12 protein-coding genes are annotated in these 12,990 nt (G+C 72.4%); 7 read left to right on the top strand and 5 right to left on the bottom strand.

The features are described 5' to 3' along the window. The gene (locus E1293_RS01290) at positions 1 to 573 is read right to left on the bottom strand and encodes a papain-like cysteine protease family protein (RefSeq protein WP_132192870.1); all 573 of its coding nucleotides are present in this window, start codon (positions 571 to 573) and stop codon (positions 1 to 3) included. A gap of 229 nt (positions 574 to 802) precedes the next feature. On the opposite strand from E1293_RS01290, the gene E1293_RS47230 reads away from it, so the two are divergent. Next, positions 803 to 1,552 (top strand): hypothetical protein, encoded by a 750-nt coding sequence (locus E1293_RS47230; protein ID WP_165978037.1) that lies wholly within the window; start codon positions 803 to 805, stop codon positions 1,550 to 1,552. Here E1293_RS47230 and E1293_RS01280 read toward each other — a convergent pair. Both E1293_RS01280 and E1293_RS01275 read right to left on the bottom strand, forming a co-directional pair. Beyond that, positions 1,523 to 2,299, bottom strand: coding sequence for a phosphotransferase (locus E1293_RS01280; RefSeq protein ID WP_132192868.1), 777 nt, complete (start codon positions 2,297 to 2,299; stop codon positions 1,523 to 1,525). The two genes, E1293_RS47230 and E1293_RS01280, sit on opposite strands and share 30 nt — an antisense overlap. Before the next feature lie 335 nt (positions 2,300 to 2,634). Then, the gene (locus E1293_RS01275) at positions 2,635 to 5,409 is read right to left on the bottom strand and encodes a tetratricopeptide repeat protein (RefSeq protein ID WP_132192866.1); all 2,775 of its coding nucleotides are present in this window, start codon (positions 5,407 to 5,409) and stop codon (positions 2,635 to 2,637) included. Between the two features lie 115 nt (positions 5,410 to 5,524). On the opposite strand from E1293_RS01275, the gene E1293_RS01270 reads away from it, so the two are divergent. Continuing rightward, positions 5,525 to 6,778 (top strand): FAD-binding protein, encoded by a 1,254-nt coding sequence (locus tag E1293_RS01270; RefSeq protein WP_243715950.1) that lies wholly within the window; start codon positions 5,525 to 5,527, stop codon positions 6,776 to 6,778. Here the strand turns inward: E1293_RS01270 and E1293_RS01265 are convergent. Next, positions 6,679 to 7,950: a sensor histidine kinase gene (locus tag E1293_RS01265; protein WP_132192862.1), complete on the bottom strand. Its 1,272-nt coding sequence runs from the start codon at positions 7,948 to 7,950 to the stop codon at positions 6,679 to 6,681. The genes E1293_RS01270 and E1293_RS01265 overlap by 100 nt on opposite strands. Beyond that, the gene (locus E1293_RS01260) at positions 7,947 to 8,603 is read right to left on the bottom strand and encodes a response regulator transcription factor (protein ID WP_132192860.1); all 657 of its coding nucleotides are present in this window, start codon (positions 8,601 to 8,603) and stop codon (positions 7,947 to 7,949) included. The genes E1293_RS01265 and E1293_RS01260 overlap by 4 nt, the downstream gene beginning before the upstream one ends. 144 nt (positions 8,604 to 8,747) lie before the next feature. On the opposite strand from E1293_RS01260, the gene E1293_RS01255 reads away from it, so the two are divergent. The 5 genes from E1293_RS01255 to E1293_RS01235 all read left to right on the top strand — a co-directional run bounded on the left by E1293_RS01255 (position 8,748) and on the right by E1293_RS01235 (position 12,976). Continuing rightward, complete coding sequence (locus E1293_RS01255) at positions 8,748 to 9,260, top strand: hypothetical protein (RefSeq protein ID WP_132192858.1); 513 nt, start codon at positions 8,748 to 8,750, stop codon at positions 9,258 to 9,260. After that, positions 9,260 to 10,384, top strand: coding sequence for a peptidoglycan-binding protein (locus tag E1293_RS01250; protein WP_132192856.1), 1,125 nt, complete (start codon positions 9,260 to 9,262; stop codon positions 10,382 to 10,384). Before E1293_RS01255 ends, E1293_RS01250 begins: the two co-directional genes overlap by 1 nt. Next, on the top strand, positions 10,381 to 11,106 hold the full coding sequence (locus E1293_RS01245) for an ABC transporter ATP-binding protein (protein WP_132192854.1): 726 nt from the start codon (positions 10,381 to 10,383) through the stop codon (positions 11,104 to 11,106). Before E1293_RS01250 ends, E1293_RS01245 begins: the two co-directional genes overlap by 4 nt. 71 nt (positions 11,107 to 11,177) lie before the next feature. After that, positions 11,178 to 12,353: an ABC transporter permease gene (locus tag E1293_RS01240; RefSeq protein WP_132192852.1), complete on the top strand. Its 1,176-nt coding sequence runs from the start codon at positions 11,178 to 11,180 to the stop codon at positions 12,351 to 12,353. Positions 12,354 to 12,400: 47 nt separating this feature from the next. Then, a complete protein-coding gene (locus tag E1293_RS01235; protein WP_132192850.1) occupies positions 12,401 to 12,976 on the top strand; it encodes an antibiotic biosynthesis monooxygenase in 576 nt (191 codons plus the stop codon). Positions 12,977 to 12,990 lie beyond the last annotated feature (14 nt).

Below are 12,990 nucleotides of genomic sequence, written 5' to 3'. Positions count from 1 at the left end.
TCAGCCTCCGATCCTGGACAGGGCCTGGCCCCACTGGAACTGGCCGTTGCTGACGTAGCCGCTGTAGGACATCTCCCCGTACCGCGGGCTGGACGGCCACGGGTCGCCGTAGGAGATCGTCTGGCCGGAGTAGCCGTAGATGACCTGGGCGTGGCCGCCGCCGGCCGTCCAGTAGATGCCGGTGAGGATGGGCCGCTGCCCGTCGATCTCGGCCGTGACGCCGCTGTAGGACAGCGGGCCGCTGACCTGGCCGGGGGAGAGGCCGAGCGCCTGGTAGGCGCGCTGGTCGTACTCCAGGTAGCCGGCCTGGTTCGGGCACTGGCTGCCCTGCGGATAGCCGCGTCCGAGGTTGCAGAAGTCGTTCTGGCTGACGTTCCCCTTGCCGAAGAACTTGGCGATCGTCAGCCCGCTGGCGACCCAGCACCACTGGTTCTGCTGCTGCACCTGCTGCGTGATCGGCAGCTCTTGCGCCGAGGCGACCGCGGTGGACGCCGCGAGGGTGGCCGCGGCCACCCCCGCGGCACCGGCCGCGAGCCGCCGGCGTCCCCGGGCGGGTCGGGTACGCGTTCTCATGCTTCCGCCGTTTCTCCCGGCCCGCACCGTGGCGTCTCCGCGCGGGAGGAGCGAGTCCCCTCCGGGGCCGGGGGAGTTGCCGGGCGGGGACCCCGCGCGAGAGGCGAGGGAATGCGATAAAAGTCCCACCACTGGGCTAATCCGGGTAATGCCACCAGGTCATAACACTCCGGAATGTTCTGTGACCCATGGCATGGACAGCGGGCGGTCCCGGGGGTTCACTCGAAGCGTGGAGGCACCGCTGGACCGCGCGCCCGCCGGCACCCCGGCGACCTGGACGGGGCTGAACTGCTCCGTCCTGTTCTGCGACGTCGCCGGGTTCGGCGACCCGTCCCGCGACGACGACGACCGCCGGGTCGTCCGCGAAGTGACCTATGCCGTCCTGCTGGCCGCGCTGGAGGCGTCGGGCGTCCCGCCCTCCGCCACCTACCGCGAGGACCGCGGCGACGGCGCCCTCGTCATCGTCTCGCCGGCCGTCCCGACCGCGACCCTGGTCGACCCGCTCGCCGGGCACCTGGCCGTCGCGCTCCGCCGGCACAACCACCGCGCGAGCCGGGCCGTCCGCGTCCAGCTCCGCGTCGCCCTGCACGTCGGGCCGGTCACCCCGGACGCCGAGGGCCTCAACGGCCACGTGATCATCCAGACGGCCCGCCTCCTGGAGGCCCCCGTCCTCAAGGCGGCCCTCGCCGACTCGGGCGCCGACCTCGGCTTCATCGTCTCGCCGTTCGTCTACGACGCCTTCGTCGCGCACCTGCACGGCCCGATCGACCCGCGCGCCTTCGAACGCGTCTCGATCACGGTCAAGGAGACCACCACCGACGCCTGGATGTACGTGACGGGGAGGAGCCCCGTCCCCGCGCCCGCGCCGGCGCCCGCGTCACCCCACCCGGACGGCCCCGAGGGCACCACCGTCTTCAGCGGCAAGGTGGAGGTGCACGGCGACATGGTCCTAGGCAACAAGATCATCCACGAGCACTGAGCCGTCGCCCCACTGCTCCCCGACGCCATGGAGCAGCCGGGCCCATTTCCCCGGCGAGCGCGTAAGGGCGAAATTGCGAATGGCCGTGAACCGGAACAACCATGCGAGGGCGTCCACCGAAAGGCGGAACCCCGACTCGGCCCCATAGGCGTCGATGAACACCTGTGTCAGATCCCAGCGCGGATCCGCCGGACGCAGGGACGCGAGATGGAGACCCGCCAAGGCCACGTCGTACCACTGGACGTCCCAGTGCGCCCGGTCCCAGTCGATGATTTCGACGACCTCGCCGTCCCTGACGAGGAGGTTCTCCGGCCGCAGATCGTGATGGGTGAGCCCCTCGGGCCCGAGGGCCAGTCCCGGCCGCTCGGCTCGCAGCCGGTGGAGTCCGGCCCAGACCGTTCTGATGTGCCCGGGATCCCGTTCCCGCCTCCGCATGTCGGTGACCAGGTGGTCGATGTGTCCGAGAACATCGGGCAGCGCCCAGTCGTAGAGCTGCAGGGCGTGGCCGGGGAGGCGCAGGATACCCGGCTCTATGGCGATCGAGGCCCGATGCACGAGCGCGAGCTTCCGTGCGGCGTCCTCGACGAGCGAGGCCGCCAGCCAGTCCGGCACCCTGTCGTGCCGGGTGTAGCCGCGGACGAACCAGTGGTTGACCGGCCCCGTCACCCAGTCGCGGCCACCCTTCCATCGGGACGCGACCGGGGGGTGCACCACGAATGCCGAACGGTCGCCGCCCAGCGTGCGCATGATCGCGAACTGCAGATCGAATGGGACCCGCCCTGACTCCCTGCGCACTTTCGAGACCACGTACGTCCGGCCGTCGTGCCGGTACGTGTAGTGAAGGCTGTAGTTCCGGCGGGGAGCTCCCAGGAAGTGCGGACGCCGATGATCGTAATGCCATCTCAGAACCTCGCGGCAAGTGAGAAAACGGTCATCTGAAGCGAGCAAGGCATGTCCTCGGTGATTTAACCCGTGCCTCACGTAGGCTCGGACGCCAATTTCACCACACGGGTCCCGTTGATAGGTGCGGTATGGGAATTTAGTCGCCCAAAATACGCACAATAGCCCACACAAGGGACATTCTACGGAAGTTGCCCAAGATCTAATATCTTGATCGCCGCTTTCTCCGCGACGGCCCGTGACTCGTCCGCCTGACCCAAGTCAGTATGGATCTTCGCCTGCAACCGGAGAATGTTGATTTCCTCGTGCCGGTCGCCCGCCTGCTCCGCCAGATCCCGCGCGACCAGGACGTGCGCCAGCGCCTCGTCGGCGTGGCCGAGCCGCCGGAGGATCTCGCCCATCGCGCTCAGCGTGATGATCTGCCCGTAGCGCTGTCCGATCTCCTCGGCCACGGTGAGGGAGCGTTCGGCCGTGCGCAGCGCCTTCCGGTAGAGCCCCAGCGCAAGGTAGATCTTGGCGAGCAGGTCGAGGGAGCCGGCCAGGCCCCGCTTGTCGTCGATCCGGTTGCAGAGCCGCAGCGAGAGCTTCGCCGCCCGCCGGGCCGGCCCGAGCCGTCCGGCGTGCAGCTCGATGAGGCCGAGCGCGTTCAGCGTGTTGGCCTCGCCGAGGCGGTCGCCGATCGACCGGCGGAGGGCGAGCGCACGGTTCGCGTCCGCCCGCGCCTGCTCGTCCATGCCCAGCCGCCGGTAGCAGCGGCTCAGGTTGTCCAGTGCCTCCGCCTCGCCGTGCCGGTCGCGTATCTGCTGGAGGATGTCGAGGGCCTCAAGGCCGGTGGCCAGTGCGTGCTCGAACCGGCCGAGCCGCCGCCGGATCGTGGAGAGGTGGACGAGCGCCTGCCCCTCTCCCTGCGGGTCGGCGACCTCCTGCCGGATGGCGAGGGCCTGCTCGATGTGGTCGCACGCCTGTTCGTGGCGGCCGATGCGCATGTGGAGGTAGGCGAGGAACGCGAGCGTCTCCCCCTGGCCGTGCCGGTCCCCGATCTCCTTGCGGATCTTCAACGCCTTCTCGGTGAACGCGAGCGACTCGCCGATCCGTCCGGTGCCGTAGTAGATGCGGGCCAGGTTGTCGAGCGTCTCCGCCTCGCCTCTGAGGTCCCCGATCTCCTTGCGGATCTTCAGCGCGTCCTCGGCGTGGCCGTACGCCTCGTCGTACCTGCTGAGCCCCTGGTAGCCGCGGGCCAGCGTGTCGAGGGTGATGGCCTCGGCGTGGCGGTCGCTGATCTCGCGGCGGATGCTCAGGGCCTGCCTACCCAGTTCGAGCGCCATGCGGTAGTCGCTGAGCTGGAGGTGCGTCCGGGCCAGGTTGTCCAGGACGGCCGCCTCGCCGTAGCGGTCCTGGAGCCGGATGCTGAGCTGGAGGGCGGCCGCGGCCTCCCAGAGCGCCTCCGTCGTCCGGCCGAGTTCGCGATGGCTGACCGAGATGTGGTGGTGCATGAAGAAGCGGGCGAGCGGGTTCGAGGCCCGCTGCGCCGCCTCCAGGCCCAGGCGGTGCACGTCCAGGTTCTCGTGGCAGTGCCGGCCCAGTTCGAAGAAGTCGTAGACGGCGTCGGCGAGCTCCCAGGTCAACTGGTCCCAGCCGAGCCGGGCGACCTGGCGGACGAGTGCGGTCAGGTTCGGCTGCTCGGCGGCGAACCAGCCGAGGTGGCCGGCCCGCTCGGCCGGGTCCGGGTTCACGGGCGGCGCCGTCAGCTCTTGGCGGATCGTCCGCCGGTACCGGTCGAGGAACCGTCCCGCCTGCTGGGCGGTGGCGAGGTACCACGTCGCGAGCCGCTGGATGGCCGCGGTCTGGACGACGGGGGAGTCCTCCGCGAGGGAGCGCCCCTGCGCGTACTCGCGCAGGAGTTCGTGCAGGTGGTAGCGCCCGCCCCCGATGGCCTGGACGAGGCCGGCCGTCTCCAGCCGGTAGAGGAGGCGCCGTGCCGCCTCCGGCGTCGCCCCGAGCAGCGCGCCGACCGCCTCCGGGGCGACGTGCGGTCCTTCGACGAGCCCGAGGAGCCGGAACGCGCGCCGCGTCTCCTGGGCGAGGCCCCGGTAGGACAGGTCGAAGGTCGCGCCGACGGCTTCGCCCGGGTCCTCGCCGATGGCGAGCTTCGACAGCCGGTCGCCCTCGGCGAGGGCGTGCACGGTGTCGGCCACCGACTGCTGCGGCCGCGTGGCGATGTTCGCGGCGGCCACCCGCAGTGCCAGCGGAAGCCGGGCGCACATCTGGACGAGCGCCGCCGTGGCGGCCGGCTCCTGCTGCGTCCGCTCGCGTCCGGCGACCTCGCCGACCAGGTCGAGCGCCTCCGCCTCGGACAGCAGGTCGAGTGCCATTGCGCGGGCGCCGTAACGCGCCACCAAGGCCGTGAGCTTCAGGCGGGCGGTCACGATGACGACGCACGAGGAGGTGCCGGGGAGCAGGGGGTAGACCTGCCGCGGGTCCTCGGCGTCGTCCAGGACGATCAGCATGCGCTTGTTGGCGAGCCGCGACCGGTAGAGCGCCGCGAGCTCGTCCTCGTCGACCGGCAGCCGGTCGGACGGGACGCGCAGGGTCCGCAGGGCCTGGCCGAGCGCCTCCCGGGAGGAGAGCGCGCCCCGCTTGGAGTAACCGCGCAGGTCGAGGAAGAGCTGCCCGTCGGGGAACCGCTCCGACATCAGGTGCGCCCAGTGCACCGCGAGCGCGGTCTTGCCGATGCCGGGCATGCCGGTGAGCGCGATGATCACCGGGGCCGGGCCGCCGGCCTCCACCAGGGAACCGAGCCGCGCCAGCACGGTCCGGCGTCCGGTGAACCCGGGAACGTCAGGGGGGAGCTGGCGGGGCGGCGCGTCGGGCTCCTGCGGCGCCGCGGTCAGGTGAACGATCTTGTCGCCGGAGACGGAGTCGCCCCCGATGCTCGCCCCGCTGAGATAGGTCGTCATGCCCGGCCCTCCGCGGATAGACGGACCTGAGGCAACGGTAACGCCTGACTTGTCCGGAAAAGTATGGATCAATACACAAGCGGCGCCTTTGGTTCCCGGCAGATACGGTGCGGTTGTGGATCAGCGACGCACCAACTGGGCCGGGAACGTCACCTACGGCGCCGCTCGCGTGCACCGGCCCGAGTCCGTGGACGAGCTGCGGCGCATCGTCGCGGGCAGCGGGCGGATCAGGGCGCTCGGGAGCGGCCACTCCTTCAGCCTCGTCGCCGACACGGCCGGCGACCTCGTCAGCCTCGACGCCCTGCCGCCGGTGGTCGAGATCGACCCGGCGCGGCGGAGCGTGACGGTCGCCGCCGGCCTCCGCTATGCCGACGTCGCCGCCGTGCTCCACCGGAACGGTCTCGCCCTGCCGAACATGGCGTCCCTCCCGCACATCTCGGTCGCCGGTTCATGCGCCACCGCCACCCACGGCTCCGGCGACACCCTCCGCTGCCTGTCCGCCGCCGTCACCGCACTGGAACTGGTGGCACCGGACGGCACGCTCCGCCACCTCCACTCCGGCGGGGACCGGCGCGAGGTGTTCCCTGGCGTCGTCGTCGCGCTGGGGGCGCTCGGGGTCGTCACCCGGGTGACGCTGGCGGTCGAGCCGGCGTTCGAGGTGGCGCAGCGGGTTCGGGTCGGGGTGCCGCTCGACGAGGTGGCGGGGCGGTTCGACGAGATCTTCGGGGCCGCCTACAGCGTCAGTGCGTTCACCGACTGGCGGAGCGGTGAGGCCGCTGTCTGGCTCAAGTGCCGCACCGGATGGCCGGCGCCGGGGTGGAGCGGCGGGCTGGGGGCGGCCGAGGCCGTCCATCCCGTGCCCGGCATGGATCCGGCCTCGTGCACTTTGCAAATGGGGGTTGCCGGGCCGTGGCATGAGCGGCTTCCGCATTTCCGGCCGGAGTCGACGCCCAGTGCCGGGCAGGAGCTCCAGTCCGAGTGGTTCCTGCCTCGCGAGGCGGTGGGGCGGGCCTTCGAGGAGGTTCGCGGCGTGGCCGGCAAGGTCGCCCCGGTCCTGCACGTCTCCGAGGTCCGGACCGTGCGCGGGGACGACCTGTGGCTGAGCCCCGCCTATGGGCGCGACACGGTGACGTTGCACTTCACGTGGCACAACGATCCTGGCGCGGTCCTTCCGGTGGTCGCCGAGCTTGAGGAGAGGCTTGTGCCGCTGGGTGCCCGGCCGCATTGGGGCAAGGTCGCGACGATGTCCGCGGGGGACGTCATCGCCGGTTACGAGCGGGCGGAGGATTTCGCTCGGGTGGCGAGCGAGTTCGATCCCGACGGGAAGTTCCGCAATGCGTTCGTAGAAACGCTGTTCCCCTCGGGCTGAGCCGGGAGGGCGACGGTTATGTGGAGGCCGCCCTGCTTGCGGGGGGTGGCGGTCACCGTGCCGTTGTGGGCCCTGACGATCGACTGGACGATCGAGAGGCCCAGGCCGGCTCCCTTGGCGGTCACCACGCGGTCGTTGTCCATGCGCCGGAACGGCTCGAAGAGCGCCGGGATCTCGTAAGGCGGGACGGCCGGGCCCGAATTCGCGACCTCCAGGACGGCCTCGCCGTTCTCCGTGCGGCAGGACAGCCTGACCCAGCCGGACTCGGTGTTGTGGCGCAGGCCGTTCTCCAGGAGGTTCTGCACGACGCGTTCGAGGAGGAGGGCGTCGCCCGTCGTCATGGCCTCGGCGGTGTCGGCCTCGACGGTGATACCGGCCTCCTCGGCCTCCGGGGCGGTCTGGGACGCGACGTGCCCGACCACGTCCGCCAGGTCCACCGGGGCCCGGACGGTGATCTCGTTCTCCGAGCGGGCCAGCAGGAGCAGGCCGGTGATGAGGCGCTCGTGGCGCAGGTTGATCTGCAGGAGGGTCTCGCCGAGCTGCCGGACGTCCGGCGACGCCGAGGCGCGGTGCATCGCGACCTCGACCAGCGCGCGGCCCAGGGTGAGCGGGGTGCGCAGCTCGTGGGAGGCGTTGGCGACGAAGCGCCGCTGGCCGTCGAAGGAGCGGTCGAGGCGCTCGACCATCGAGTCGAAGGTGTCGGCGAGCTCCTTGACCTCGTCGTGCGGGCCCCGCAGGGCGATCCGCTCGTGCAGGCCGCGGTCGGCGGCGGGGGAGCCGGCGATGCGGCTGGCGGTCTCGGTGACGCGGTGCAGCGGGGCGAGGACCCGGCCCGCGATGAGCCAGCCGAAGCCCGCCGCGGCGCCGCCGACGACGAGGAGCGCGATGGAGCCCTGGGTGACGAGCGAGGTGACGGCGGCGTCGTGCAGCTCGTCGCGCTGCTTGCGCATCCAGCGCTCGGCGTCCGAGACCAGCCGGTCGTCCGGCACCGGCCTCTCGGCGGCGGCGCCCGGGGGCCCCGGGTTCAGCCGGGTCGCGAGCACCTTGGTGGTGCCGGTCCGGGAGAGCTGCTGGTTGAACAGGGCGTAGGTGGCGCCGAGGAGGACCACCCCGGCGACCAGGAACAGGCCGCCGTAGGTAAGGGTGAGCCGGGCGCGGAGCGACAGCCTCATGGGATCCGGTACCCCGCTCCCTTGACGGTCTCGACGACGGGCGGGTCGGCGAGCTTGCGGCGCAGCTTCAGGACGGTGAGGCGGACGGCCCCGGTGAACGGGTCGGCGTGCTCGTCCCACGCCTTCTCCAGGAGCTGCTCGGCGGACACCACGGCGCCGTCGGCGCGGAGCAGCTCGCTGAGGACGGCGAACTCCTTGCGGGCGAGGGGGACGTAGCGCCCGTCCCGGAACACCTCGCGGCGCGCCGGGTCCAGCGTGATGCCGGCGCGGTGCAGGGCCGGCGGCGCGGCGGGACGGCACCGGCGGCCGAGCGCGTGCACCCGCGCGGCCAGCTCGGGGAACGCGAACGGCTTGGTCAGGTAGTCGTCGGCGCCGAGCCCGAGGCCGTCGACGCGGTCGGTGATCTCGGCGGCGGCGGTGAGCATCAGGACCCGGGCCGCGACGCCTTCCCGGACGATCTCCCGGCACACGTCGTCGCCGTGGACGAGCGGCAGGTCGCGGTCCAGGACGACCACGTCGTAGTCGTTGACGGTGACCCGTTCCAGGGCCGCCGCTCCGTCGTGGGCGAGGTCGACGGCGTGCGCGTCGTCCCTCAGCCATTCGGCGATCGCGCCCGCGAGCAGCCGCTCGTCCTCCACCACCAGCACTCTCATGCCGGTGATGGTGCCCGACGCCGTGTTTCGTTTCCGTTAGTGATCGGCTTCCGGGAGGGGGAAACAGAAGGGAAACGTCCGGCCGGGTTGCATCCCTCCTCGTCGGCCGGAACCGCTCCGGCCGCCGACATGAGGGGACGACACATGCGACTCCGGATACTGGCCGCGCTGCCGATCGCGCTGGTGCTGGCGCTGAGCGGATGCGGGTCCGACGACGACGGCGGACCGGGCGTGGCCTCGGCGGGCGGCGGGAAGACGGCCGGCGCGCAGCAGGGCGGCGAGAAGCTCGGCAAGGAGGAGATGGGCGTCAAGTTCGCCCAGTGCATGCGCGAGCACGGCGTCGACATGGACGACCCGCAGCCCGGCAAGGGCGTCCAGATCAAGGCCAAGGGCAACAAGGCCGTCATCGACAAGGCCATGGAGGCGTGCCGGCAGTACAGCCCGCAGGCCAACCGCACCGGCGCGCCCGACCCGAAGCAGCAGGAGCGGGCCCGCGAGTTCGCCGCGTGCATGCGCAAGAACGGCGTGGAGAAGTTCCCGGACCCGGACCCGAACCAGCCCGGCATCCGGATCGACAAGAACACCGTCGGCGACGACCCGGACCTGGAGACGGCGCAGCAGGCGTGCCAGAAGGTTCTGCAGGGCGGCAGGAAGTGATGGGCGAGACCACGGCGGAGCGCGTGCCGGAGCAGGAGGAGCGGCCCCGGCCGCGCCGCCGCCGGCCGCGCCTGGTGATCGCCCTGGCCGTCGCCGCCGTGGTCGCCGCCGGCGGCGTCGCGACCGTGGCGGCGTTCGGCGGCGGCGGCGACTCGGGCGGCGGCCGGGGGACGGGCCTGCCGCCCAGCACCACCAAGGTGGCGAAGCAGACGCTGGCCGACAGCCAGACCGAGGACGGGCAGCTCGGCTACGGCCCGACGCTGACCGCGACGAGCCAGGCCAAGGGCACGATCACCCGGCTTCCGGAGAGCGGCGACGAGATCACCCGCGGCCACGCGCTGTACGAGGTGGACGGCGACCCCGTCGTGCTGATGTACGGGTCCAAGCCGTCCTACCGGCCGCTGCGGACCGGCACCGAGGGCTCTGACGTGGAGCGGTTCGAGAAGAACCTCGCCGCGCTCGGCTACGACGGCTTCACGGTGGACGACGAGTACACGTCCGACACCGCGGCGGCCGTCCAGGAATGGCAGGACGACATCGGCGTCGCGGAGACCGGCGTCGTGGACGTCGGGCGGGTCGCGTTCGCGGACGGCCCCGTCCGGGTCGAGAGCATCGCGGCCAACCCCGGCGAACCGGCCGCGCCGGGCAAGAAGATCCTCGCCTACACGGGCACCGGCAAGGCCGTCACCGTCGAGCTGGACACCGCCGACCAGCGGCTGGCGAAGAAGGGCGCCCGCGTCGAGGTGGCGCTGCCGGAGAACACGACCGTCACCGCCGAGATCGACGAGGTCACGACGGTGATCGAGCCGGCGGAGCAGGGCCAGGACCCGACGACGAAGGTCGAGGTCACCATCTGGCTCGACGCCGCGAAGGCGAAGAAGGCCGCCGCCGGCTACGCGCTCGCCTCGGTGGACGTCACGTTCACGGCCGGGGAGCACAAGGACGTGCTGACCGTCCCGGTCACCGCGCTGGTGGCGCTGAGCGAGGGCGGCTTCGGCGTCGAGGTCGTCAAGGGCGCGACGTCCGGGTTCGTCCCGGTGAAGACGGGCCTGTTCGCGGACGGGAAGGTCGAGATCACCGGCTCGGGGATCACCCAGGGCACGGTCGTGGGGGTACCGAAATGATCACGCTGCGGGACGTGACGAAGTCCTACACCGGGGGCGTGCACGCGCTCGCCGGGGTGTCGCTGCGCATCGGCGCGGGCGAGCTGGTCGCGATCGTCGGGCCGTCCGGCTCGGGGAAGACGACCATGCTGAACATGCTCGGCACGCTGGACCGCCCCACCTCGGGCGACATCCACATCGACGGGCACGACGTCGGGCGGCTGCCGGACAGCAAGCTGGCGGCGCTGCGCGCGAGCCGCATCGGGTTCGTGTTCCAGCACTTCCACCTGGCGGCCGGGACCAGGGCCGTCGACAACGTCGCGGACGGCCTGCTGTACTCCGGGCTGCGTCCGGCGGCCCGGCGCCGGCGGGCGGTGGCGGCGCTGGATCGGGTCGGGCTCGGCCACCGGCTGGACCACGAGCCGCACGAGCTGTCCGGCGGCGAGCGGCAGCGGGTCGCGATCGCGCGGGCGGTCGCCGGGGAGCCCGCGCTGCTGCTCGCCGACGAGCCGACCGGCGCGCTCGACTCGGCGTCCGGGGAGGGCGTGATGGCGCTGCTCCGCGAGCTGCACGCCGCGGGCACCACGGTCGTGATCATCACGCACGACCGGGAGATCGCGGCGGGGCTGCCGCGGCACGTGCGGATGCGCGACGGACTCGTCGTGGACGACACGGTGGTGGACGACACGGTGGTGGACGGTTCCGCGCCGGACGGCTCGCGCGTCACGGGGGCGGCGCGATGACGGCCGGTACGCTGCGTCCGCGCGGTTCCGGGGGGAGCGGGGGGTCGTCCCCCCACCTGAGACCGGCCCGGATGTGGCCGGCCGACGTCGTCAAGGTCGGCGCGGTCGGGCTGCGGACGCGTCCGATGCGGGCGTTCCTGTCCGCGCTCGGCATCGCGATCGGGATCGCCGCGATGGTCGCCGTCGTCGGGGTGTCGTCGTCGTCGCGCGCCGACCTGGACCGGGCCCTCGCCGCGCTCGGCACCAACCTGCTGACGGTCTCGCCCGGCAGCACGCTGACCGGGGAGGAGGCGCAGCTGCCGCTGGAGTCGGAGGCCATGGTGGCGCGGATCGCGCCGGTACGGGAGGTGTCGTCCATCGGGCTGCTGGGCGACGCGAAGGTCTACCGCACCGGCAAGATCCCCGAGACGGAGACGAACGGGATCGCGACCTACGCCGCCCGCACCGACCTGCGCGCCGCGACGGGGGCCGAGCTGAGCAACGGGGTGTGGCTGAACGCCGCGACCGGGAGCTTCCCCGCGACGGTGCTCGGCGCGACGGCCGCGGAACGCCTCGGCATCGGGCACGCCGCCCCGGACGTCCAGGTGGTCATCGGCGGCCGCCGGTTCACCGTGATCGGCATCCTGGAGCCGGCGGCGCTGGCGCCCGAGCTGGACACCGCCGCGCTGGTCGGCTGGCCCGCCGCGCGGACCGCGCTCGGCTTCGACGGGCATCCGACGACGATCTACACCCGGTCGGCGGACGCGAGCGTCGAGGACGTCCGCGGCGTGCTGGGCGCGACCGCGAACCCGGAGGCGCCGAACGAGGTGGAGGTGTCCCGCCCCTCGGACGCCCTCGCCGCGAAGAAGGCCGCGGGCGAGGCGTTCACCGGGCTGCTGCTCGGCCTCGGCGCGGTGGCGCTGCTCGTCGGCGGCGTCGGGGTCGCCAACACGATGGTCATCTCGGTGCTGGAGCGCCGCTCGGAGATCGGGCTGCGGCGGTCCCTCGGCGCGACCCGCGGCCAGATCCGCACGCAGTTCCTCGCCGAGTCGCTGCTGCTGTCGGCGCTCGGCGGGATAGGGGGCGCGCTCATCGGGACGGTCGTGACCACCATCTACGCCCTCTACCAGGGGTGGCCGGCCGTCATCCCGGCCTGGGCGGTGCTGGGCGGCGTCGCCGCGACCCTGGTCATCGGCGCGGTCGCGGGCCTGTATCCGGCGATCCGGGCGTCCCGCCTCAGCCCCACTGAGGCGCTCGCCATCACCTGACGGCCGCGCGCACGCATGGACGCGACGGGACGGGTGACATCTCCGGAATGGGAGAAACGGAGACCGAGCCCGTCACGATCGTGTTCACCTGGGACGTCAAGCCCGGCCGGGAGCGCGACTTCGAGGAGTGGGCGCAGGGGCTCCACGAGGTCGCGACCCGGTACTCCGGGCACCGGGGCGCCACCTGGCTGCGCGCCGAGGGGTCCCGGCACCGGTACTACACGGTGGTGAACTTCTCCGACCAGGAGCTGCTCGACCGCTGGCTGCACTCCGCCGAGCGGGCGGAGTGGATCGACCGGGTCCGCGGCATCGCCGACGAGCACTACCGCGACACAACCGGGCTGGAGACGTGGTTCAACCTGCCCGGGGAGTCGGTCCCGGCGCCGTCCAACCTGAAGATGATCGTGGTCACCTTCTGCGCGGTGTACCCGCTCAGCCTGCTCCTGCAGGCGTTCGTCACGCCGCTAACGAAGGCGTGGCCGCTGCCGCTTCGGGCGCTGACGTTCCCCGTCATCGTGATCCCGCTGCTCACCCTGCTCGTCATGCCCGCGCTCAGCCGCGCCCTGCGGCGCTGGCTCTACCCGATCGGGCGGATCCACCGGCCGGCCAGACCCGGCCGGTGAGCACGCCGGCAGGT

Source organism: Actinomadura darangshiensis, assembly GCF_004349235.1.
GTDB lineage: Bacteria > Actinomycetota > Actinomycetes > Streptosporangiales > Streptosporangiaceae > Spirillospora > Spirillospora darangshiensis.
Note: the sequence above shows the minus strand (reverse complement) of the source record. Positions and strands in the feature narration are given on the sequence as shown.

Coding starts and splice junctions, on each gene's coding strand:
- E1293_RS01290 (WP_132192870.1), bottom strand. CDS start 573: ATGAGAACGCGTACCCGACCCGCCCGGGGACGCCGGCGGCTCGCGGCC.
- E1293_RS01280 (WP_132192868.1), bottom strand. CDS start 2,299: ATGCGCACGCTGGGCGGCGACCGTTCGGCATTCGTGGTGCACCCCCCG.
- E1293_RS01275 (WP_132192866.1), bottom strand. CDS start 5,409: ATGACGACCTATCTCAGCGGGGCGAGCATCGGGGGCGACTCCGTCTCC.
- E1293_RS01265 (WP_132192862.1), bottom strand. CDS start 7,950: ATGAGGCTGTCGCTCCGCGCCCGGCTCACCCTTACCTACGGCGGCCTG.
- E1293_RS01260 (WP_132192860.1), bottom strand. CDS start 8,603: ATGAGAGTGCTGGTGGTGGAGGACGAGCGGCTGCTCGCGGGCGCGATC.
- E1293_RS01255 (WP_132192858.1), top strand. CDS start 8,748: ATGCGACTCCGGATACTGGCCGCGCTGCCGATCGCGCTGGTGCTGGCG.
- E1293_RS01250 (WP_132192856.1), top strand. CDS start 9,260: ATGGGCGAGACCACGGCGGAGCGCGTGCCGGAGCAGGAGGAGCGGCCC.
- E1293_RS01245 (WP_132192854.1), top strand. CDS start 10,381: ATGATCACGCTGCGGGACGTGACGAAGTCCTACACCGGGGGCGTGCAC.
- E1293_RS01240 (WP_132192852.1), top strand. CDS start 11,178: ATGTGGCCGGCCGACGTCGTCAAGGTCGGCGCGGTCGGGCTGCGGACG.
- E1293_RS01235 (WP_132192850.1), top strand. CDS start 12,401: ATGGGAGAAACGGAGACCGAGCCCGTCACGATCGTGTTCACCTGGGAC.